The following is a 19,662-nucleotide window of genomic DNA, read 5'->3' on the forward strand; positions in this document are numbered from 1 at the left end:
GCTCTAGCTGCGGGAGAACATGGCCAGCATGCGGCGGGTCACCGCGAAGCCACCGAAGACGTTGATGCTGGCGAGCAGAATCGCCACGGCCGCCAGGGCGGTGATCGGGGTGTTGTGATGCCCGATCTGCAGCAGCGCGCCGACCACGATGATTCCGGAGATCGCGTTGGTCACCGACATCAGCGGGGTGTGCAGGGCGTGGTGTACGTGCCCGATCACGTAGTAGCCGATCACGATCGCCAGCGCGAACACCGTCAGGTGGACCTGCAGGGCGGCCGGGGAAGCGGCGATCAGCAAGAACAGCACCGCGGCGGCGGCGAACGTGATGCCGAGGCGACGCTGCGTCGACATCGGCTCCTTGGCCTGAGACACCGCGGGCGCGGCGGCAGGCTGGGCGGCGGGGGCGGCGGAGACCTGCACCGGCGGCGGGGGCCAGGTGATCTCGCCGTCGCGGACGACGGTCACGCCGCGCTGTACCACGTCGTCGAAGTCCAGGACGACCTGGCCGTCCTTCTCCGGGGTGAGCAGCTTGAGCAGGTTGACCAGGTTGGTGCCGTACAGCTGGGAGGCTTGTGCGGGCAGGCGGCCGGCCAGGTCGGTGTAGCCGATGATCGTCACGCCGTTGTCGGTGACGATGGCCTGGTCCTTGACGGTGCCCTCGACGTTGCCGCCGTTGGCCGCGGCCATGTCGACGATCACCGAACCGGGCTTCATGGAGGCGACCATGTCGGCGGTGATGATGCGCGGTGCCGGGCGGCCCGGGATCAGCGCGGTGGTGATGATGATGTCGACGTCTTTGGCCAGCTCGGCGTAGAGCTCGGCTTCGCGGGCCTTGTAGTCGTCGCCCATTTCCTTGGCGTAGCCCGTGGCCGACACTTCACCCGCGTTGGGGTCGACGGACACGTACTCGCCGCCGAGGGAGGCGACCTGATCGGCGACCTCGGGGCGGGGGTCGGTGGCCTTGACGACGGCACCGAGCGAGCCGGCGGCGCCGATGGCGGCCAGACCGGCGACACCGGCACCGACGACGAGAACCTTGGCCGGCGGGACCTTGCCGGCGGCGGTGACCTGGCCGGTGAAGAACCGGCCGAAGGCGTGGGCGGCCTCGACGACGGCGCGATAGCCGGCGATGTTGGCCATCGACGACAGCACGTCCAGGGATTGGGCGCGCGAGATACGCGGCACCGCGTCCATGGCCAGCACCGTGATCGGGCGGGTGGCGAGCTTCTCGAGCAGTTCCGGCTTGAGGGCCGGGGAGATCAGCGAGACCAGGGTGGCGCCGTCCTTGAGGGACGCGATCTCGGCGTCGTCAGGGGCGTTGACCTTGAGCACGATGTCGGCGGCCCAGGGGGAGCCGATGTCGGCGCCGGCCTCTACATAGGCGGCGTCGGAGAAACTGGACGCGGCACCCGCGCCGGACTCAACCACTACCGAATAGCCGAGCTTGATCAGCTGCCCGACAGTTGCAGGAGTGGCGGCAACCCGTGTCTCACCAGCCAGAGACTCGCGGGGAATCCCGATGATCATCGAATCCGATCCGATCTGTGTTGGTTTGCTTGCAAGAGTCTCCCCCATCCACGTAGGGACGGTGCTCTTGCCCCCCTATACCAGTTAGCAATCGCTTATAAATTAGCAGTCGCTCATAATGCGACCAAAAGTCCGGTGCCGGGGCGTTGCCTGGATATGTCTACGTCATCAGCCCGGATTTGGGTACGCAGATTCCGACCGGTGGGATCTCCTGGACGGCAAACGTCCACTCAGTTCCGATGCGGCCGATCTCCGATCAGGGCTGGACGGTCAGGTGAGACGCGTCAACCCGCCGAAGAACTCGATGCTCGGGGCGTAGCGATCTTGGGGCAGGCGGCCTGCAATTTGTCCGTGGCCTCGGCTACTTTTTTGGAATTATCGACGAACCGCTGAAACCGGACGTCCTCGGGGCCTTTCCCGGTATCGCGCGCGATATTGGCGAATTCGTCGAATCCGGTGGCCCATGAAGCCAAATCGGATTTCAGGTCGGGCGCGGATACCGAATTTGCGGCCTGGCGGCTTTTATGTGCAAGAGCAGCCCAACGTTCGGGGTCCTCGGCAGCGCCCGGCTGCATGGCCGCGGCATTGCTGGCTTCGCCTACGGCCCGCCAGTCCTGCGCCACATCGGCCACGACGCCGCAATCGGATGCTGACGGAGTGCCAGCGTCGCGGCGCTGTGAAATCCACAGTGCCGCAGCGATTACCGATCCAACTACCGCGATAGCGACGAGTAGTGCCGCTCGGCGGCGCACGGGCGTGCGTAAAAGGGTTCTCATGGGGCTGACACTCCTGGGCGCTTGGGATTGAGCACTACCTGTCCGCCGCTCGGTGTGGGTACGTACATCGTGAGTCGTGGGTTATCGGCCTGCGCACGGTAGATATCTTTGATATCGATCGGATGCCATTCACCCAAACCGAAATTTGGAGTGAAAAACCCGGTTGAGCTTACGCCGCGACGCACGTGCTCGGCCTCGAAGTTATAGTCGACCCATTTTGCTTGATACCATTTTCCGTCGCGCTGCACCCATCGAGTGTGGTCGGGGGCGCCATTGAACGTTTCGCCCGTCAATCGGAATTTGTAATTCTCTTGCATCCGCCATGACGGGTCGACGCCCCATCCGTTCGGTGTTTTGCCGACGACGTCCTGGTAGCCGGTGGGTCCGCCTTCGATCGGGGGTTTGATGTCGCGGTGCCACGGCTTGGGCGGGGTAAACGGTCCAACCGGCGGTCCGCCGCCCGGCCCGCTCGGGTAGGGCTGCGGGTCGATGTCCCAGCGCCCGCCGCCGGGAGCGGAGTCGGCCGGCGGTGGCGGATCCCACGGATACTGCCACCCCTTGTCATCCATTAGCAGGTCCGGCTTGTTGCCGGGCGAATCGTCGGTCTTGTCGGTCGGCTCCTTGGAGCGGGGTCCTGCTTGCTTCTGCAGCGCTTCGGCGAGGAGGGCGTCGGCGTGGTCGGCTGATTGCCGAATCTTGTCGAGTGACTGCTGGGCGGTGTGCGTCAAATCCTGCACCAGCTTGCGGGTGGCCGCGGGCAGCGAAGACAGATTCGCCGGCGGCACCGCCCGACTGCTCTTTGCGTCGACAGTGATTCCGTACTGCCCCAGCGTCGACCTCAAATCGTTGAGCTGGTTCTTTGTCTGCCGAACTTCGTTGGCGGCGGTTTTGGCGGCCGATGCGACTGCCGCCGCGTCGCGGCTGTGCTGGTCCAGGCCGTCCGCTTCCACGTTGGTCCGCTGCCGCGCAGCGCTGGCGCTTGAGCCTTGCCAACTCTCGAACGCCGACAGATTGCCCAATCGCGAGCTGGCCTGAGACGCTGCGTCTGCCCGAGTTTTGCTCGCTGTGCCGACCGCATCGAGCGAGTCCGGGTTCCACTTATCGATGTCGGCTATCGATAGGCCCACAGGACATCCCCCAACCCCGTCAACTCCGCGGATACAGCCCCCGTTGACCTACCGTAACTCCCGTCGAAGGGCTCGACCTGCGCTAGTTGTTCGTGCGCACACACAATTCCGACCGGTGGGACGCAAGGCGCCAACACACCGGTCGGTGAGGTGAGATGCTCGGGTGGTTGGTTACACCGGGGGGTACGCCGGGGGCGGGTATACGCCGCGCAGGCCCCACGGGACCCAGTTGAAGAAGTACTCGACCTCGTCGCTCGCGTCGTAGTCCGGGCTCGGATCCATCAGGTACCTCCAACCGACAAGCTTGTTACTCGCGAGCTTAGCTGCTGAGGCCCGGATGCGAGTGGCAGATCGGCCGCCGAGATCCCACGGCATAGACTGGCCAACCAGTTGATTGGGTCCCGGGCCGCACGCCCGGCTGCATAGAGTGAGCTGACATGTCCACAGAGTCGTCGACAAAGGGTTCTGCCACGGGATCGCCCGCGGGGGCTTCGGCTGCGTCGAACGGGTCGAACGGCTCGTCGCGCCGTGAGGAGTTGCTGGCGGTGGCCGCGAAGTTGTTCGCGGCCCGCGGCTATCACGGGACCCGCATGGATGACGTCGCAGACGCGGTCGGCCTCAACAAGGCGACCGTGTACCACTACTACGCCAGCAAGTCGCTGATCCTCTGGGACATCTACAAGTCGACCGCCGACTTCACCGTCGATGCCCTGCACGACGACCCGACCGCTTCAGCGCGCGAGACCATCTTCAACTTCACCCGGCGGCTGCTGACCGGCATCGCCACCGACCTCGAATCCGCGGCGGTGTACTTCCAGGAGGGGCCGTACATCACCGAATGGTTCACCGAGGAGCAGGTCGCCTACATCCGCAAGGCGGAGACGACCGTCTATGAGCACGTCCGCGACGTCATCGATCGCGGCATCGCCAGCGGCGAGTTCAACGACTGCGACTCACATGTCCTCGCGCTGGGCTACATCGGGATGACACTGGGCGCCTACCGGTGGCTGCGGCCGCACGGCCGGCGCACGGCCTCCGAGATCGCCGTCGAATTCAGCACGGCACTGCTGCGCGGCCTGATCCGCGACGAAACGATCCGCACCGAGGACCCTCTCGGCGGCGGCGCCTGACACAGACCAGCGCGATCGAGAGGTGACCGAGGTCCGATGAAATCTCTTCTGCTGTCCCGCCGGGACCTCGACTTCCTGCTGTACGAGTGGCTGAAGGTCGACGAACTCACCAGCCGCAAGCGGTTCGCCGATCACTCGCGCGAGACCTTCGACGGGGTACTGGACCTCAGCGAGCAACTGGCCGAACGCTATTTCGCGCCGCACAACAAGAAGAGCGACGCCAACGAGCCGACCTTCGATGGGCAGACCGTCACGATGGTGCCGGAGGTCAAAGAGGCCTGGGATGCGTTCGTCGGCGCCGATCTGATCGGCATGTCGATGGACGAATCGGTGGGTGGCGCGCAGTTGCCCGCCGTCGTCGCGCAGGCGGCGTTCGCGTGGATCGCCGCGGCCAACGTGTCGACGTCGGGTTACCTGATGCTGACCATCGCCAACGCCAATCTGCTCACCAAGTTCGGTACGCCCGAGCAGATCGAGACCTACGTCAAACCCATGCTGGCAGGCCGCTTTTCGGGCACCATGGCGCTCTCGGAGACGCAGGCCGGATCGTCGCTCGCCGACGTGGCCACCCGCGCCGAACCGCGCGACGACGGCACCTACCGGCTGTTCGGGTCGAAGATGTGGATCTCGGGCGCCGAACACGAGATCACCGACAACATCGTCAACCTGGTGCTGGCCAAGCTGCCCGGCGGACCTCCCGGCACGAAGGGGATCTCGCTGTTCATCGTGCCCAAGTACCTGGTGAACCCCGACGGGTCGATCGGCGAGCGCAACGACGTCGCCATCGCGGGCCTGAACCACAAGATGGGGCAGCGCGGCGTCACCAACACGGTGCTGAATTTCGGTGACACGCAGTTCAATCCGGGCGGCGAGAACGGCGCGGTCGGCTATCTGGTCGGCGAGCCGCACCGCGGCATCGTCTACATGTTCCAGATGATGAACGAGGCGCGGATGGCCGTCGGCATGGGTGCCGTGGCGCTCGGCTACACCGGCTACCTGAAGTCCGTGCAGTACGCCCGGGAGCGGCCGCAGGGCCGTCCCCTGGACGTCAAGGACCCGACGACTCCGCAGGTGCCGATCGTCGAGCATCCCGATGTGCGACGAATGCTGTTGGCGCAGAAAGCCTATGCCGAAGGCGGCATGGCCCTCGGTCTGTACTGTGCGCGGTTGGTGGACGTGCAGCACAGCGCGGAGTCGGACGACGAAGCCGATGCGGCCGGCCTGCTGATCGACATCCTGACCCCGATCGCCAAGAGCTGGCCTTCGCAGTGGTGTCTGGAAGCCAACAACCTGGCGATCCAGGTGCACGGCGGGTACGGCTACACGCGCGAGTACGACGTCGAACAGCACTACCGCGACAACCGGCTGAACCCGATCCACGAGGGCACCAACGGTATCCAGAGCCTGGACCTGTTGGGCCGCAAGGTGACTCAGCGGGGCGGGGCGAGCCTGGCGGCGCTGGGACAGGTCATCGCGGAGACGGTGCGCGCGGCGGGCGAACTGGGTGGTGAGGGTGCCGAACTCGCGGGCGCCCTGGACGCGTCCTGGCAGCGACTGGTCGCCGTCACTGGCGGCATGTTCGGCTCGGGCGACATTCCCGCGGTGATGGCCAACAGCCACGTCTATCTGGAAGCGCTCGGGCACATCGTGGTGGCGTGGCTGTGGCTCGAACAGTTCGTGGCCGCCGCGGGCAAGGACGGCGACTTCTACGACGGCAAGCGGCAGGCGACCCGGTATTTCTTCCGGTTCGAATTGCCCAAGACCGCACCGCAATTGGACCTGCTCGAGTCGCTGGACCGCACGACGCTCGAGATGCGGGACTCCTGGTTCTAGCTCAGAACTGCACGATCTGCCGCACCGCGCGGCCGTCGGCGAGGGCGTCCATGCCGGTGTTGATGTCGTCCAGCGAGATGGTGTCTGACACCAGCTTCTCGACCGGCAGCCGACCCGACCGCCACAGCTCGACGAAACGCGGGATGTCCCGGGCCGGCACGGCCGACCCGAGATAGCTGCCGATCAGTGACCGGCCGTCGGCGACCAATGCCAAGGGCGACACCGAGATTCGCGCGTCGGGGTGCGGTAGCCCGACTGTGATGGTCTTGCCGCCGGGGGCCGTCATGCCGATGGCGGTCTCGAGGGCCGCGGGGTGGCCGGCCGCCTCGATCACCACATCGGCCTTGAGGTCTCCCGGATCGGTGACGGCGTCGTGCGCACCGAGCGCGCGGGCCTGCTCGAGCTTGTCTGGCAGCCGGTCCACGGCGACCACCCGCACGTCGTCGTGCGCCAGCGCCGTGAGCATCGCGGCCATGCCGACGCCGCCCATGCCGACGATGGCCACCGTCTGGCCGGGCTTCGGTTGTCCGGCGTTGAGCACCGCGCCGCCGCCGGTCAGCACCGCGCAGCCGAGAAGCGAGGCGACGACGGGTGGCACATCGGCGTCGACGGGCACCACCGAACGGCGGTCCACCACCGCGTGCGTCGCAAAGGCCGACACCCCCAGGTGATGGAGAACCGTTGTACCGCTTCGGGATAACCGCGTGTCGCCGCCGAGCAACGTGCCCGCGCCGTTGGCGGCGCTGCCGGGAATGCAGGGTGCCAGGCCGTCCGTCGCGCAGGACCGGCACTGGCCGCAGCGTGGCAGGAACGTCATGACGACGCGCTGCCCCACCGCCAAATCCGAAGTGCCGCCGACCTGTTCGACGATTCCGGCCGCTTCGTGACCGAGCAGCATCGGCACCGGGCGGACCCGGTTGCCGTCGACCACAGAAAGATCGGAATGACACAGCCCGGCCGCTTCGATACGCACCAGCAGCTCGCCGTCGCCCGGGGCCTCCAGGTCCAGCTCGCTGATGGTGAGCGGCTTCGATTCGGCGTAGGGGCGGGCGCGCCCGATCTCTTCGAGTACGGCACCGCGAATCAACATGGCACCAGCCTGACAGACTGGCCGGCATGGAGCAGGCACTGACCACCGCAGAGTTTCCGGTGCACTGGCCCGTGCAGACCCGCTGGACCGACAACGACATGTTCGGCCACCTCAACAACGCGGTCTACTACGAGCTGTTCGATACGGCGATCAACGCGTGGATCAACACCACGTGCGACGTCGACCCGGTGGCCGCGCCGTGGCTCGGGGTGGTGGCCGAATCCGGCTGCCGGTACTTCGCCGAGCTGAAGTTCCCGTCGCAACTGGTCGTCGGGCTGGCGGTGACCCGGTTGGGCAACAGCAGCGTCACCTACCGCACCGGGTTGTGGGCGGACGGGGACCATAACCCTGCGGCGGTCGGTTCCTGGGTGCACGTCTACGTCGACCGCGATGCTCGTCGTCCCGTCCCGATCCCGGCTCCGATCCGGGAACTGCTGGAGACCGCCGTCGTCAGCTGACTCCGCGGTGGCGGCATCGGTCACTCGCACAAATGCGCCCTACGCGCAGGGTCAAGGGCCGGGCAGGCGCCGTACAGGTTGAGCCTGTATCCAGGGCGGGAAATGTCGAGAGCCGGGCGCCGTCAGTACAGGGTCAACGGAGACACGTGCGGGACCAACGCAATATCGGCCTCGATATGCTTCGGCCCATGCCGATCGTGAGCAAGACCGTCGAGGTGGCCGCACCCGCTGCGCAGATCCTGGGGATCGTGGCCGATTTCGAGGCCTACCCGCAGTGGAACGAAGAGGTCACCGGCTGCTGGATCCTGCACCGCTACGACGACGGACGGCCCAGCCAGCTCCGCCTGGACACCAAGATCCAGGGCATGGACGGTTCCTACATCCAGGCCGTCTACTACCCGGGCGACGGCCAGATTCAGACGGTCATGCAGCAGGGCAACCTGTTCTCCAAGCAGGAGCAGCTGTTCTCCGTGGTCGACCTCGGGGCGAGCGCCCTGCTGACAGTTGACATGGACGTCGAGGTCGACATGCCGGGTATCCCGGCAATGATGGTCAAGAAGGTCGTGAACGACGCGCTGGATCACCTGGCCGGCAACCTGAAAACCCGCGCCGAGCAGCTCGCCGCCAACTAAGCAGGCCACAACCCGAGCTCGTCGAGGCGCCCCGTCAGGCGCTGTGCGGCATCGTCGAACTGCCGGCGGGTCTGTCGCACGACTTCGTCGATGTTCTTGTCCCGCAAGGCCGCGATCAGTTCGCGGTGATTGGCCACGGCCTCTTCGCCCCAGAGTGGGTCGGTGGCGTAGATCCGGACCGGTAGATACCGCGCCGCGTTGAGCAGGAACCAGGCCAGCTTGGTCCGGCCCGCAGCACGGTTGAACTCCTTGTGGAACAGGAACTCCGCCAGAGCGATGGCGTCGGCGTCGCCCGTTGCGACGGCGTCCGCCAGTTGGTCGGTGAGTCGGTCGAGTTCGGCGATGACGGGTTCGGTGATGCGCCGGGCCGCGGTCGCGGCGATCTCGGTGGCGATGGTGGCTTGCAGCCAGAAGATGTCGTCGATGTCGTCGCGGGTGAAGGCCGACACCACGTGCCCGCGGTTGGGTTCGAGCTGGACCATGCCTTCGCCCCGAAGGGTGCGCAGCGCCTCGCGGACCGGCGTGATGCTCACGCCGAGCGCGGCGGCGGTTTCGTCGAGCCGCACGAACGTGCCGGGCCGCAGGGTGCCCGACATGATCGCCGCCCGGAGATGGCCCGCCACCTCGTCGGACAGCTGTTCCCGCCGGCGCAGGCCGGGCAGCGATTGAGCCGAGGCGTTCACGGCATTCCTTCTTCTGAGGGCTTCCGAGGGCGGAGCAGCGGGCACCCGGCGGTTGTCCGGATGGTGCGGGCGTCCTATTGTGACGGCGGCAACACTATATTTGATCAAATATCAGCATCGTTTGTCGCGATCACTTCAACTCCGCCACGATGCCGATCGAGACACAGGAGCAGACCGTGTCATCCGCAGCACTCGAGCAGCCGTATCTGGCCCGCCGGCAGAACTGGACCACCCACCTGGCCCGGCACGCCCTCATGCAACCCGACGGGACCGCGCTGCGTTTCGTCGGCCACACGGTCACCTGGGGTGAACTGCAGCGACGCGTCACCCAGCTCGCGGGAGCGCTGAGCCGTCGAGGGGTCGGCTTCGGCGATCGTGTGCTGATCCTGATGCTGAACCGCACCGAATACGTCGAGTCGTTCCTGGCCGCCAACCTCCTCGGGGCCATCGCCGTCCCGGTCAACTTCCGGATGACCCCGCCCGAAATCGCCTACCTGGTGCGGGACTGCGACCCGAGAGCCGTGATCACCGAGCAGGTGCTGGCTCCCGTCGCCACCGCGGTGCGGGAGCTGGAACCGTCGCTGGCGACGGTGATCGTCGCCGGCGGCGCCACCGAGGGGACCGTGCTGGGCTACGAGGACGTCCTCGCCGAGGACGGTGCGCCGCCCGCACCTGTCGACATCCCCGAGGACTCTCCGGCGCTGATCATGTACACCTCGGGCACCACGGGCTATCCGAAGGGCGCCGTGCTCACGCACGTCAACATCATGGGCCAGGCCATGACCAACCTGTTCACGATCGCGCCGGACATCAACAACGACGTCGGCTTCATCGGCGTCCCCTTCTTCCACATCGCCGGCATCGGCAACATGATCGGCGGCCTGCTCCTGGGTCTGCCGACCGTCATCTACCCTCTCGGCGCGTTCGATCCCGGCGCGCTGCTCGACGTGCTGGAGGCCGAGGGAGTCTCGTCGATCTTCCTGGTCCCGGCGCAGTGGCAGGCGGTGTGCGCGGCGCAGCAGGCCAAGCCGCGCGACGTGAAACTGCGCGTCCTTTCCTGGGGTGCGGCGCCCGCATCGGACACTCTTTTGAGGGAGATGGCGTCGACGTTCCCGGGAACCCAGATCTTTGCTGCGTTCGGCCAGACCGAGATGTCGCCGGTGACGTGCATGCTGCTGAGCCAGGACGCGCTGCGGAAGCTCGGGTCGGTGGGCCGGGTCATCCCGACCGTGGCCGCCCGGGTCGTCGACGACAACATGAATGACGTCCCGGTGGGCGAGGTCGGGGAGATCGTCTACCGTGCGCCCACCCTCATGGCGGGGTACTGGAACAACCCGAAGGCGACAGCCGAGGCTTTCGCCGGCGGTTGGTTCCATTCCGGTGACTTGGTTCGCCAAGACGAAGAGGGTTACATCTGGGTCGTCGATCGTAAAAAAGACATGATTATTTCCGGCGGCGAAAATATTTACTGCGCAGAAGTAGAGAACATTCTGGCCGCGCACCCGTCGATTACCGAAGTTGCGGTGATCGGACGTCCGCATGAAAAGTGGGGCGAGGTCCCGGTCGCCGTCGTTGCTGTGACGGCCAATGTGGACGCCGAACGCGAAAGTGCCCTGACCCTGGCGGATCTCGACGATTTCCTGACCGAACGACTGGCGCGCTACAAGCACCCGAAAGCGCTGGAAATTGTCGACGCATTACCGCGAAATCCTTCTGGCAAGGTTCTTAAAACGGAACTCCGCGCGCGGTTCGGTGATACAAGTGTGTCGTGAGCGCGGCAAGTGACGTCGCGCTGAGAAATTCGACCACCTGAGTGGAGGGCGGATGGGCCCATGTCGCGTTTGCTGAAACTGAACGCAATTATCCCTCAGTTGGGTCACGGGGTACGCGGTGTATCGGGTACAGTCCTGTGGTCCGTCTTACTACTCGGGAGTAGCGAGACAGAAATCACTCAGTTTGTGCTAGTGGCTAAGGAGGGGACGTGCCACGCGTGACGCCGCGGAACGGCCGCTTTCCGGAAGGGAAGGCTGATCGGTGACAGCCTCTGACAACTCCCTGGTCGGGTATCTCAAGGACCAGCTCGACAAGCCATTCACCAAGGTGGGTGGCTTCGTCAAGATGTGCATCCTCACCTTCAAGGCGCTGGTCTCGCGGCCGTTCCAGTGGAAGGAGTTCATCCTTCAGTGCTGGTTCCTGATCCGGGTGGCGTTCCTGCCCACCCTGGCCGTCTCCATTCCTCTGACGGTGCTGATCATCTTCACACTGAACATCCTGCTCGGTGAATTCGGTGCGGCCGACGTGTCCGGCGCAGGCGCCGCCCTCGGTGCCGTCACCCAGCTGGGACCGCTGGTGACGGTGCTCGTGGTGGCCGGTGCCGGTTCGACGGCCATCTGCGCCGACCTCGGCGCCCGGACCGTCCGCGAAGAGATCGACGCCATGGAGGTGCTCGGCATCGATCCGATCGAGCGCCTGGTCGTGCCCCGCGTGGTTGCCTCCACGTTCGTGGCCTTCATGCTCAACGGCGCGGTGATCATCATCGGTCTGGTCGGTGGCTACTTCTTCGGTGTGTACATCCAGAACGTCAACGCCGGCGCCTACGTGTCGACGCTGACGCTGCTGACGGGCTTCCCCGAGGTCGTGATCTCGGTGCTCAAGGCCACCGTCTTCGGCCTGATCGCCGGCCTGGTCGGCTGCTACCGCGGGCTCACCGTGGCGGGCGGCTCGAAGGGTGTGGGTACCGCGGTGAACGAAACACTGGTGCTCTGCGTCATCGCCCTGTTCGCGGTCAACGTCGTGCTCACCACCATCGGTATCAAGTTCGGAACGCAGGCCGGGTAGCGACATGAGCACATCGACAGTTCTGCAGGGCCGATTCCCGCGGCTCTTCTCCCGCGTCAGGGAATTCGGCGGCGCCCCGGGCCGCCTGCTCGCCAGCCTCGGCCACGTCGGCGTCTTCGTCGTGACGGCCGTCGGGCACATTCCGCACGCGCTGCGCTTCTACCGCAAAGAGGTCTTACGGCTGATCGCCGAGGTCGGCATGGGCACCGGCGCCATGGCCGTCATCGGCGGCACCGTCGCCATCATCGGCTTCGTCACCCTGGCGGCGGGCTCACTGATCGCCATTCAGGGTTTCGCCTCACTGGGCAACATCGGTGTCGCGGCGTTCACCGGCTTCTTCGCCGCACTCGCCAACATCCGCGTCGTCGCACCGGTCGTCACCGGTACGGCGCTGGCCGCGACCGTCGGCGCCGGCGCCACCGCCGAGCTGGGCGCCATGCGCATCAGTGAAGAGGTCGACGCCCTCGAGGTCATGGGCGTCAAGTCCCTGTCCTTCCTGGTGTCGACCCGCCTGATCGCCGGCATGGTCGTCATCATCCCGCTGTACGCGCTGGCCATCCTGCTGTCGTTCCTGTCGGCGCAGCTGGTCACCACGCTCTTCTACGGCCAGTCGGTCGGTACGTACGAGCACTACTTCCACACGTTCCTGCGGGTCGACGACGTGATGTGGTCGTTCCTCGAGGTCATCATCATGTCGATGGTGGTGCTGCTCAACCACGCGTACTTCGGTTACTACGCCAGCGGCGGTGCGGTCGGCGTGGGCGAGGCCGTGGGCCGCTCGATGCGTACGTCGCTGATCTCCAATGTCGTTGTCGTCCTGCTCTTCTCGTTGGCGCTGTACGGCACCGACCCGAACTTCAACCTGACGGTGTGACGCGATGACGAACCCACAGCCGAAGCCGCCCGTCGCCGAGGGGCAGGTCCACGCGCCGCTCAACACCGACCGCACGCCGCCGTACAAGGTCGTCGGCGTCATCCTTGCGGTGGTCTCCGCCCTCGTCCTGGTGGTGGTCTGGTTCCAGTTCCGCGGTTACTTCGACACCAAGGCCAAGCTGTATGTGGTGTCGCCCCGGTCCGGGCTGTCGATGGACCCGGGCTCGAAGGTCACCTACAACGGGGTCCCCATCGGCCGCGTGAAGGAGATCAACGTCGTCGGCAAGGAAGACGACACGAAGGCCCGCCTGCAGCTCGATGTCGACCCGAAGTACCTCGAACTGCTGCCCAAGAACGTCAACACCAAGCTGCTGGCCACCACGGTCTTCGGCAGCAAGTACGTCTCGTTCACCTCGCCGACCGATCCCGAACACGCGCGGCTCAAGAGCGGCGACACCATCGACGTCTCCAAGTGCTCGCCCCCGACACCGGCCACGGCCTGCGTCACCACCGAGCTCAACACCCTGTTCGAGACGATCACGGCGATCTCCGAGCAGGTCGACCCGATCAAGCTGAACGCCACCCTGACCGCCGCCGCGCAGGCGCTGGACGGTCTCGGTGACAAGTTCGGGCAGTCGCTGGTCAACGGCAACTTCATCCTGGCCGACCTGAACCAGCGGATGCCGACCATCCGGCACGACACCAAGGCCCTCGCCGACCTGTCCGAGGTGTACTCGAAGGCCTCCCCGGATCTGTGGGACGGCCTGAAGAACGCGGTGACCACCGAGCGCACGCTGAACGACCAGCGCGGCACCATCGACCAGGCCCTCATGTCGGCCGTCGGCCTCGGCAACACCGGTGGTGACATCCTCGAGCGCGGTGGCCCCTACCTGGTCCGCGGCGCCGAGGACCTGCTGCCGACCTCCCGGGTGCTCGACAAGTACGCCCCTGAGCTCGACTGCCTGTTCCGCGGATTCGCCGCCGGTGCGCCGGCCGCGGCCAAGGGCCTCGGTGGCAACGGCTACTCGCTGGTGACCCACACCGAGCTCGTCGGTGCGGCCAACCAGTACGTGTACCCGGACAACCTCCCACGGATCAACGCCTCCGGCGGTCCGATGGGACGCCCGGGCTGCTGGACGGTCACCAAGGACATCCTCCCGATGCCCTACATGGTGATGGACACCGGCGCATCGATCGCGCCGTACAACCACTTCGGTCTCGGATCGCCGTTCGCATCGGAGTACGTCTGGGGTCGTCAAGACGGGGAGAACACGATCAACCCATGAGCATCAAGGGCACGGCGATCAAACTCGCCATCTTCTCCGCGGTCCTGCTGGCCTTCACGGCAGGCATCTTCATCGTCTTCGGTCAGTTCCGGTTCAGCCGGACCAACGAGTTCTCGGCGATCTTCACCAACAGCAGCGGTCTGAAGGCCGACCAGTTCGTGCGCGCCAACGGCGTCGAGGTCGGCAAGGTCACCGACGTCGAACTGATCGACGGTGGCAGCAGGTCGCGGGTGCATTTCACCGTCGACAAGTCCCTGTCGCTCTACCAGGGGACCACGGCCCACATCCGTTACCTCGATCTGATCGGCAACCGGTTCCTGGACCTGCGCCGCGGCGACAGCAACCAGGTGCTGCCCCCGGGCGGCACCATCCCGGTCGACCGTACCGAGCCGGCCCTGGACCTGGATGCCCTGGTGGGCGGCTTCCGGCCGCTGTTCCGGTCGCTGGATCCGCAGAAGGTCAACACCATCGCCTCGTCGCTCGTCACGATCTTCCAGGGCGAGGGCGGCACCATCAACAACATCCTCGATCAGACGGCGTCGTTCTCCTCGACCATCGGCGAGCAGGACCAGGCCATCGGTGAGGTGATCAAGAACCTCAACACGGTGCTCGACACCACGGTCAAGCACCAGAAGCAGTTCGACGACACCATCAAGAACTTCGAGTCCCTGGTCACCGGGCTGAAGCAGCGCTCCGATCCGATCGCGGACTCGGTGGCGAACATCAGCAACGCGGCCGGCTCGCTCGCCGACCTGCTGGGCGACAACCGCGAGCTGCTGCACAGCACGCTCGGCTACCTCGAGACCACGCAGCAGTCGCTGGTCGACCAGAAGGAACAGCTCAACGACACGTTGCAGAAGGTGCCCCAGGCACTGAAAATCCTGGGTCGTTCCGGTGGTGTCTACGGCGACTTCTTCAACTTCTACGTCTGCGACATCGAGTTGAAGATGAACGGTCTGCAGCCGGGTGGCCCCGTGCGCACAGTCAAGCTCACCAACCAGCCGTCGGGAAGGTGCACGCCGAAGTGAGGTCCATAGAAGGGTCCGATCGGGTCCGCAGAGGCATGATGGGTCTGGCGGCCGTCGTGCTCGTCACGGCCGTGGGTGCGTCAGTCACCCAGGTGCCGATGCTGTTTGCTGCGCCGACGTACTACGGCCAGTTCAGCGATTCCGGTGGCCTGATGGTCGGCGACTACGTCCGCATCGACGGCGTCAACGTCGGCACGGTCAAGAGCATGGACATCGATCGCGACAAGGTGATCATCGGCTTCGACATCGGTACCAACACCATCGGTACGGACAGCCGCGCGCTGATCAAGACCGAGACCATCCTGGGCCGCAAAGCCATCGAGATCGAGGCCAAGGGCGCCCACAAACTGCCGCCGCGCGGCACGTTGCCGCTGGGCCAGACCTCGACGCCCTACCAGATCTACGACGCCATCTTCGACGTCACCCGGGCCTCGCAGGGCTGGGACACCAAGGTCGTCAAGGAGTCGCTGAACGTCCTGTCCGAGACGGTCGATCAGACGTCGCCGCACCTGACCGCCGCGCTGGAGGGCGTGCAGAAGCTGTCCGAGACCATCGGCAAGCGCGACGAACAGGTCCGCTCGCTGCTCGGCAATGCCAACAAGATCGCCACGATCCTCGGCGACCGCAGTGGTCAGGTGAACGCGCTGCTGGTCAATGCCCAGGCACTGCTGCACTCGCTGAACCAGCGCGGCGAGGCCATCAGCCTGCTGCTGGAGCGCGTCTCGCGGGTGTCGCACCAGCTGAAGGCGACCATCGACGAGAACCCGAACATCAACCACGTCCTGGAACAGCTCCGGACCATCGGCGACATCCTGGTCGCCCGTAAGCAGGACCTGGCCGACACCCTGGTGTCCGCCGGCAAGTTCGTGGCCTCCCTGTCGGAGGTCATTGCCTCTGGCCCGTACTTCAAGGTCATGGTCGAGAACATCCTGCCGCCGCAGCTGATGCAGCCGTTCGTGGATGCCGCGTTCAAGAAGCGTGGCCTGAACCCCGAAGACTTCTGGCGCAGCGCCGGTCTGCCGGAGGCCCAGTGGCCGGATCCCAACGGCAAGCGCTTCGCCAACGGTGCGCCGCCGCCGGCCCCGCCGAAGCTCGAAGGCACACCGGAGCACCCCGGCCCGGCGGTGCCCCCCGGCTCGCCGTGCTCGTACACCCCGGGAGCGGGTGCCGATCCGTCGCCGGCCGATCCGCTGCCGTGCTCGCACCTCAGCGTCGGTCCGTTCGGTGGCCCGGCCTACGGTCCGCCGGACGTCATCCCGTCGGCGCCGAACCCCGCCGGTGTTCCCACCGGACCTGGTGTGCCGTCGGCCGCCTTCCCGGGACAGCCGGCTGAGAACGTGCCCGGTACGCCGGTGCCGTTGCCGCCGGCGCCCGTCGGTGCCCGGACGGTTCCGCTGACGCCGCAGCCCGGTGACAGCGACATCGCGCCTGGATTCGCTCCGATCCCCGGGCCGCTGATCGCGCCGCCGGCGCCGCCGGGACCGGGTCCCAGCGCCGGTCCGGCCGGTACCGCGCCGTTGCCGGGTAACCCGCCGTTCCTCCCGCCAGGGTCGCAAGGATAGGGCCGCCACGATGTCGACTGTTTTCAACATCCGGAACATCAAGAAGCCGAACCTGTCCAAGGGGACGGTCATCGGTGGTGCGATCGCGCTCGTGGCGATCGTGCTCCTCGGTTTCTTCGGTCTGCAGTTGTACCGCAAGATCACCACCACGACGATCACGGCGTACTTCCCCGAGGTCCTCGCGCTGTATCCGGGCGACAAGGTCCTGATCATGGGCGTCGAGGTCGGTGCCATCGACACCATCGAGGCGCACGGCGACCAGATGAAGGTCGTCATGCACTACTCGAATCACTTCAAGGTGCCGCAGAACGCATCGGCGTCGGTGCTGAACCCGAGCCTCGTCGCGTCCCGTGTGATCCAGCTGTCGCCGCCGTACACCGGCGGGCCGACGATGGCCGAGGGTGCCGTGATCCCGAAGGAACGCACCCAGATCCCGATCGAGTACGACGAGCTGCGCAACCAGTTGACGCGCATCCTCGCCGAGCTGGGTCCGACCAAGGAGCAGCCGAAGGGCCCGTTCGGCGACATCATCGAGTCGTTCGCGGACGGCTTCGAGGGCAAGGGCGCCCAGTTCAACAAGACCCTCAAGGGTCTGTCGGATGCGGTGAACACCCTGAACACGGGTCGCGGTGACTTCTTCCAGGTGATCAAGAGCCTGGCGGTGTTCGTCGACGCGCTGCACAAGAGTGACCAGCAGTTCGTCTCGCTGAACAACGACCTGGCCTCGTTCACGAACAAGTTCACCAACACCGACCAGGAGCTGGCGTCGGCGCTCAAGGACCTCAACCAGGTCATGACGACGACCCGGAGCTTCCTGGACAAGAACGGCAGCGTGCTGGCCCACGACATCAACGATGTCTCGGAGGCGACGTCGGCCATCCTGCAGCCGGAGCCGCGCGACGGCCTGGAGCGGGCGTTGCACGCGTACCCGAACTTCCTGGCCAACCTCGAGAACATCTACTCGCCGGCCACCGGCGGTCTGATCGCCTCCGGTGTGCTGCCGGGCGTGACCAACTTCTCGAACCCGCTGCAATTCATCTGCAGCTCGATCCAGGCCGGTAGCCGGTTGGGCTACCAGGACTCCGCCGAGCTGTGCGCGCAGTACCTGGCGCCGGTCATGGACGCGATCAAGTTCAACTACCTGCCGTTCGGCATCAACATGGCGACCACCGCCATGACGCTGCCGAAGCTGGTCACCTACTCGGAGCCGCGCCTGCAGCCCCCGGGCGGGTACAAGGACACGACCGTGCCGGGTGTGTTCTCGCCCGACACCCCGTGGTCGCACGGCCAGCACGAGCCGGGCTGGATCACGGCGCCGGGCATGCAGGGACTCAAGGTCGGACAGTCGACGCAGGACCTGCTGACGCCGGAGTCGCTGGACGAGCTCATGGGCGGCCCGGACATCATCCCGCCGACCGGTGGCGTCAACATGGCGGGTCCGCCGAACGCCTACAACGAGAGCAGCCCGCTGCCCCCGCCGTGGTACCCGCAGCCGGGACCGGTCTCGCCGCCGCGACCGGGTAACGACCCGAGCCCGATGAGTGCCATGGCACCTGGGCCCGCCCCAGGACCGGCTCCGGCGCCCGCGCCGGCCGGACCCGCACTTCCTGCCGAAGTTGGAGGCCAATGATGACCGGGTCCATGGGGCCGAAGTCACCCTCGGCATCGTCGCGCCGCAGCAGGTGGGCGCGTAACGCCCGCCGGGCCGGCGTGTTGTCGGCAGCGGCGCTGATCCTCAGCTCCTGCGGCTGGCGCGGTATCGCCAACGTGCCGCTGCCCGGTGGTCCGGGCACGGTGGACGGCCACTCGACGATCTACATCCAGATGCCGGAAACGTTGGGCCTCAACGCCAACAGCCGGGTCCGGGTGGCCGACGTGTTCGTCGGCCGGGTGCGTGCCATCGAGCTGAAGAACTGGGTGCCCACCCTCACGGTGGATCTGAACCCCGGCATCAACCTGCCGCGCAACGTGCAGGCCAAGATCGGCCAGACCAGCCTGCTGGGTGCCCAGCACCTCGAGTTGGACCCGCCTGCCGATCCGTCGCCCCAGCCGCTGCGCAACGGCGACACCATCGAGCTGAAGAACTCGTCGGCGTACCCGACCATCGAGCGGACGCTGGCCGGTATCTCCGGAATCCTCAACGGCGGCGGTGTGCCGAACGTCGAGAAGATCCAGTCCGAGGTCTACAACATCCTCAACGGGCGCGCGGATCAGATCAAAGAGTTCCTGCACCGGTTGGACACGTTCACCGACGAGATCAATCAGCAGCGCGAGGACATCACGCGGGCCATTCGCTCCAGTGACACGTTGCTGAAGGTCGTCGCGGATCGCAACGACACCCTTGATCGGGTGCTGACCGAGACGCCGCCGCTGATCGAGCACTTCAACAAGACCCAGGACCTGTTCTCGAACGCCGTGCTGGCGCTGGGCCGGTTGTCGAAGGCTGCGGACACCACGCTGTCGAACAGCAACGCGAACCTGCACACCAATCTCGCGACGTTGCAGCGGGCGCTCAAGCAGATCGCCAAGACGTCACCGAACCTAGTGCCGGCCATGAAGCTGCTGTTCACGCTGCCGTTCCCGATCGACAACATCCCCAAGGTGATCCGCGGCGACTACATGAACCTCTCGCTGCACCTCGACCTGACGCTGAGTGCCATCGACAACGGCATCCTGACCGGCACCGGTCTGTCGGGTATGGCTCGGGCTCTGGAACAGTCGTGGGGCCGTGACCCGGCGACGATGATCCCGGACGTCCGATTCACCCCGAACCCGGCCAACGCACCGGGCGGCCCGCGAATCGAAAGGGGCGAGTGACC

General features: G+C 66.1%; 18 protein-coding genes. 12 read left to right on the top strand and 6 right to left on the bottom strand.

Translation table 11 applies throughout. The features are described from left to right. Positions 1-3: 3 nt before the first annotated feature. The 4 genes from ACJH6J_RS02920 to ACJH6J_RS02935 all read right to left on the bottom strand — a co-directional run bounded on the left by ACJH6J_RS02920 (position 4) and on the right by ACJH6J_RS02935 (position 3,715). Positions 4-1,527 carry a Re/Si-specific NAD(P)(+) transhydrogenase subunit alpha gene (locus tag ACJH6J_RS02920; RefSeq protein ID WP_406803486.1) on the bottom strand — a complete coding sequence of 508 codons (1,524 nt, stop codon included), beginning with the start codon at positions 1,525-1,527 and terminating at the stop codon, positions 4-6. 284 nt (positions 1,528-1,811) lie between these two features. Then, complete coding sequence (locus ACJH6J_RS02925; RefSeq protein WP_061000463.1) at positions 1,812-2,159, bottom strand: hypothetical protein; 348 nt, start codon at positions 2,157-2,159, stop codon at positions 1,812-1,814. Positions 2,160-2,299: 140 nt separating this feature from the next. After that, positions 2,300-3,430, bottom strand: coding sequence for a hypothetical protein (locus ACJH6J_RS02930; protein WP_212807889.1), 1,131 nt, complete (start codon positions 3,428-3,430; stop codon positions 2,300-2,302). Positions 3,431-3,601: 171 nt separating this feature from the next. Further along, the gene (locus tag ACJH6J_RS02935) at positions 3,602-3,715 is read right to left on the bottom strand and encodes a hypothetical protein (protein ID WP_177127396.1); all 114 of its coding nucleotides are present in this window, start codon (positions 3,713-3,715) and stop codon (positions 3,602-3,604) included. Between the two features lie 152 nt (positions 3,716-3,867). Here ACJH6J_RS02935 and ACJH6J_RS02940 point away from each other — a divergent pair, with 152 nt between their 5' ends. Both ACJH6J_RS02940 and ACJH6J_RS02945 read left to right on the top strand, forming a co-directional pair. Beyond that, the gene (locus tag ACJH6J_RS02940; RefSeq protein ID WP_244872714.1) at positions 3,868-4,560 is read left to right on the top strand and encodes a TetR/AcrR family transcriptional regulator; all 693 of its coding nucleotides are present in this window, start codon (positions 3,868-3,870) and stop codon (positions 4,558-4,560) included. A 36-nt stretch (positions 4,561-4,596) separates the two neighbouring features. After that, positions 4,597-6,393 carry an acyl-CoA dehydrogenase gene (locus ACJH6J_RS02945; RefSeq protein ID WP_406774762.1) on the top strand — a complete coding sequence of 599 codons (1,797 nt, stop codon included), beginning with the start codon at positions 4,597-4,599 and terminating at the stop codon, positions 6,391-6,393. 1 nt (position 6,394) lies between these two features. Here ACJH6J_RS02945 and ACJH6J_RS02950 read toward each other — a convergent pair whose 3' ends face one another. Next, positions 6,395-7,483, bottom strand: coding sequence for an alcohol dehydrogenase catalytic domain-containing protein (locus ACJH6J_RS02950; RefSeq protein ID WP_406774763.1), 1,089 nt, complete (start codon positions 7,481-7,483; stop codon positions 6,395-6,397). A gap of 26 nt (positions 7,484-7,509) precedes the next feature. Here ACJH6J_RS02950 and ACJH6J_RS02955 point away from each other — a divergent pair, with 26 nt between their 5' ends. Together ACJH6J_RS02955 and ACJH6J_RS02960 are read left to right on the top strand one after the other, a co-directional pair. After that, entirely contained in the window at positions 7,510-7,941 is a 432-nt protein-coding gene (locus ACJH6J_RS02955; protein ID WP_073694009.1) for a thioesterase family protein, read from the top strand. A gap of 188 nt (positions 7,942-8,129) precedes the next feature. After that, on the top strand, positions 8,130-8,573 hold the full coding sequence (locus tag ACJH6J_RS02960; protein ID WP_061000498.1) for an SRPBCC family protein: 444 nt from the start codon (positions 8,130-8,132) through the stop codon (positions 8,571-8,573). Here ACJH6J_RS02960 and ACJH6J_RS02965 read toward each other — a convergent pair. Next, a complete protein-coding gene (locus tag ACJH6J_RS02965; RefSeq protein ID WP_406803487.1) occupies positions 8,570-9,256 on the bottom strand; it encodes a GntR family transcriptional regulator in 687 nt (228 codons plus the stop codon). The two genes, ACJH6J_RS02960 and ACJH6J_RS02965, sit on opposite strands and share 4 nt — an antisense overlap. 149 nt (positions 9,257-9,405) lie before the next feature. On the opposite strand from ACJH6J_RS02965, the gene fadD5 reads away from it, so the two are divergent. From fadD5 to ACJH6J_RS03005, 8 genes are all read left to right on the top strand, one after another. Further along, positions 9,406-11,028, top strand: a complete 1,623-nt coding sequence (gene fadD5 / locus ACJH6J_RS02970; protein ID WP_406803488.1) for a fatty-acid--CoA ligase FadD5 — start codon at positions 9,406-9,408, stop codon at positions 11,026-11,028. A gap of 262 nt (positions 11,029-11,290) precedes the next feature. Continuing rightward, entirely contained in the window at positions 11,291-12,094 is an 804-nt protein-coding gene (locus ACJH6J_RS02975; RefSeq protein ID WP_020103356.1) for an ABC transporter permease, read from the top strand. A gap of 4 nt (positions 12,095-12,098) precedes the next feature. Further along, positions 12,099-12,968 carry an ABC transporter permease gene (locus tag ACJH6J_RS02980; RefSeq protein ID WP_133425772.1) on the top strand — a complete coding sequence of 290 codons (870 nt, stop codon included), beginning with the start codon at positions 12,099-12,101 and terminating at the stop codon, positions 12,966-12,968. A 4-nt stretch (positions 12,969-12,972) separates the two neighbouring features. Then, entirely contained in the window at positions 12,973-14,253 is a 1,281-nt protein-coding gene (locus tag ACJH6J_RS02985; RefSeq protein WP_133425773.1) for an MCE family protein, read from the top strand. Beyond that, positions 14,250-15,281 (top strand): virulence factor Mce family protein, encoded by a 1,032-nt coding sequence (locus ACJH6J_RS02990; RefSeq protein WP_133425774.1) that lies wholly within the window; start codon positions 14,250-14,252, stop codon positions 15,279-15,281. Before ACJH6J_RS02985 ends, ACJH6J_RS02990 begins: the two co-directional genes overlap by 4 nt. Next, positions 15,278-16,843, top strand: coding sequence for an MCE family protein (locus ACJH6J_RS02995; protein ID WP_205848798.1), 1,566 nt, complete (start codon positions 15,278-15,280; stop codon positions 16,841-16,843). Before ACJH6J_RS02990 ends, ACJH6J_RS02995 begins: the two co-directional genes overlap by 4 nt. Before the next feature lie 10 nt (positions 16,844-16,853). Beyond that, positions 16,854-18,473, top strand: a complete 1,620-nt coding sequence (locus ACJH6J_RS03000) for a virulence factor Mce family protein (RefSeq protein ID WP_133425775.1) — start codon at positions 16,854-16,856, stop codon at positions 18,471-18,473. Beyond that, positions 18,473-19,660, top strand: a complete 1,188-nt coding sequence (locus ACJH6J_RS03005) for a virulence factor Mce family protein (RefSeq protein ID WP_406803489.1) — start codon at positions 18,473-18,475, stop codon at positions 19,658-19,660. The genes ACJH6J_RS03000 and ACJH6J_RS03005 overlap by 1 nt, the downstream gene beginning before the upstream one ends. Positions 19,661-19,662: the final 2 nt, after the last annotated feature.

The organism is Mycobacterium sp. SMC-18 (assembly GCF_045310895.1).
Classification (GTDB): Bacteria; Actinomycetota; Actinomycetes; order Mycobacteriales; family Mycobacteriaceae; genus Mycobacterium.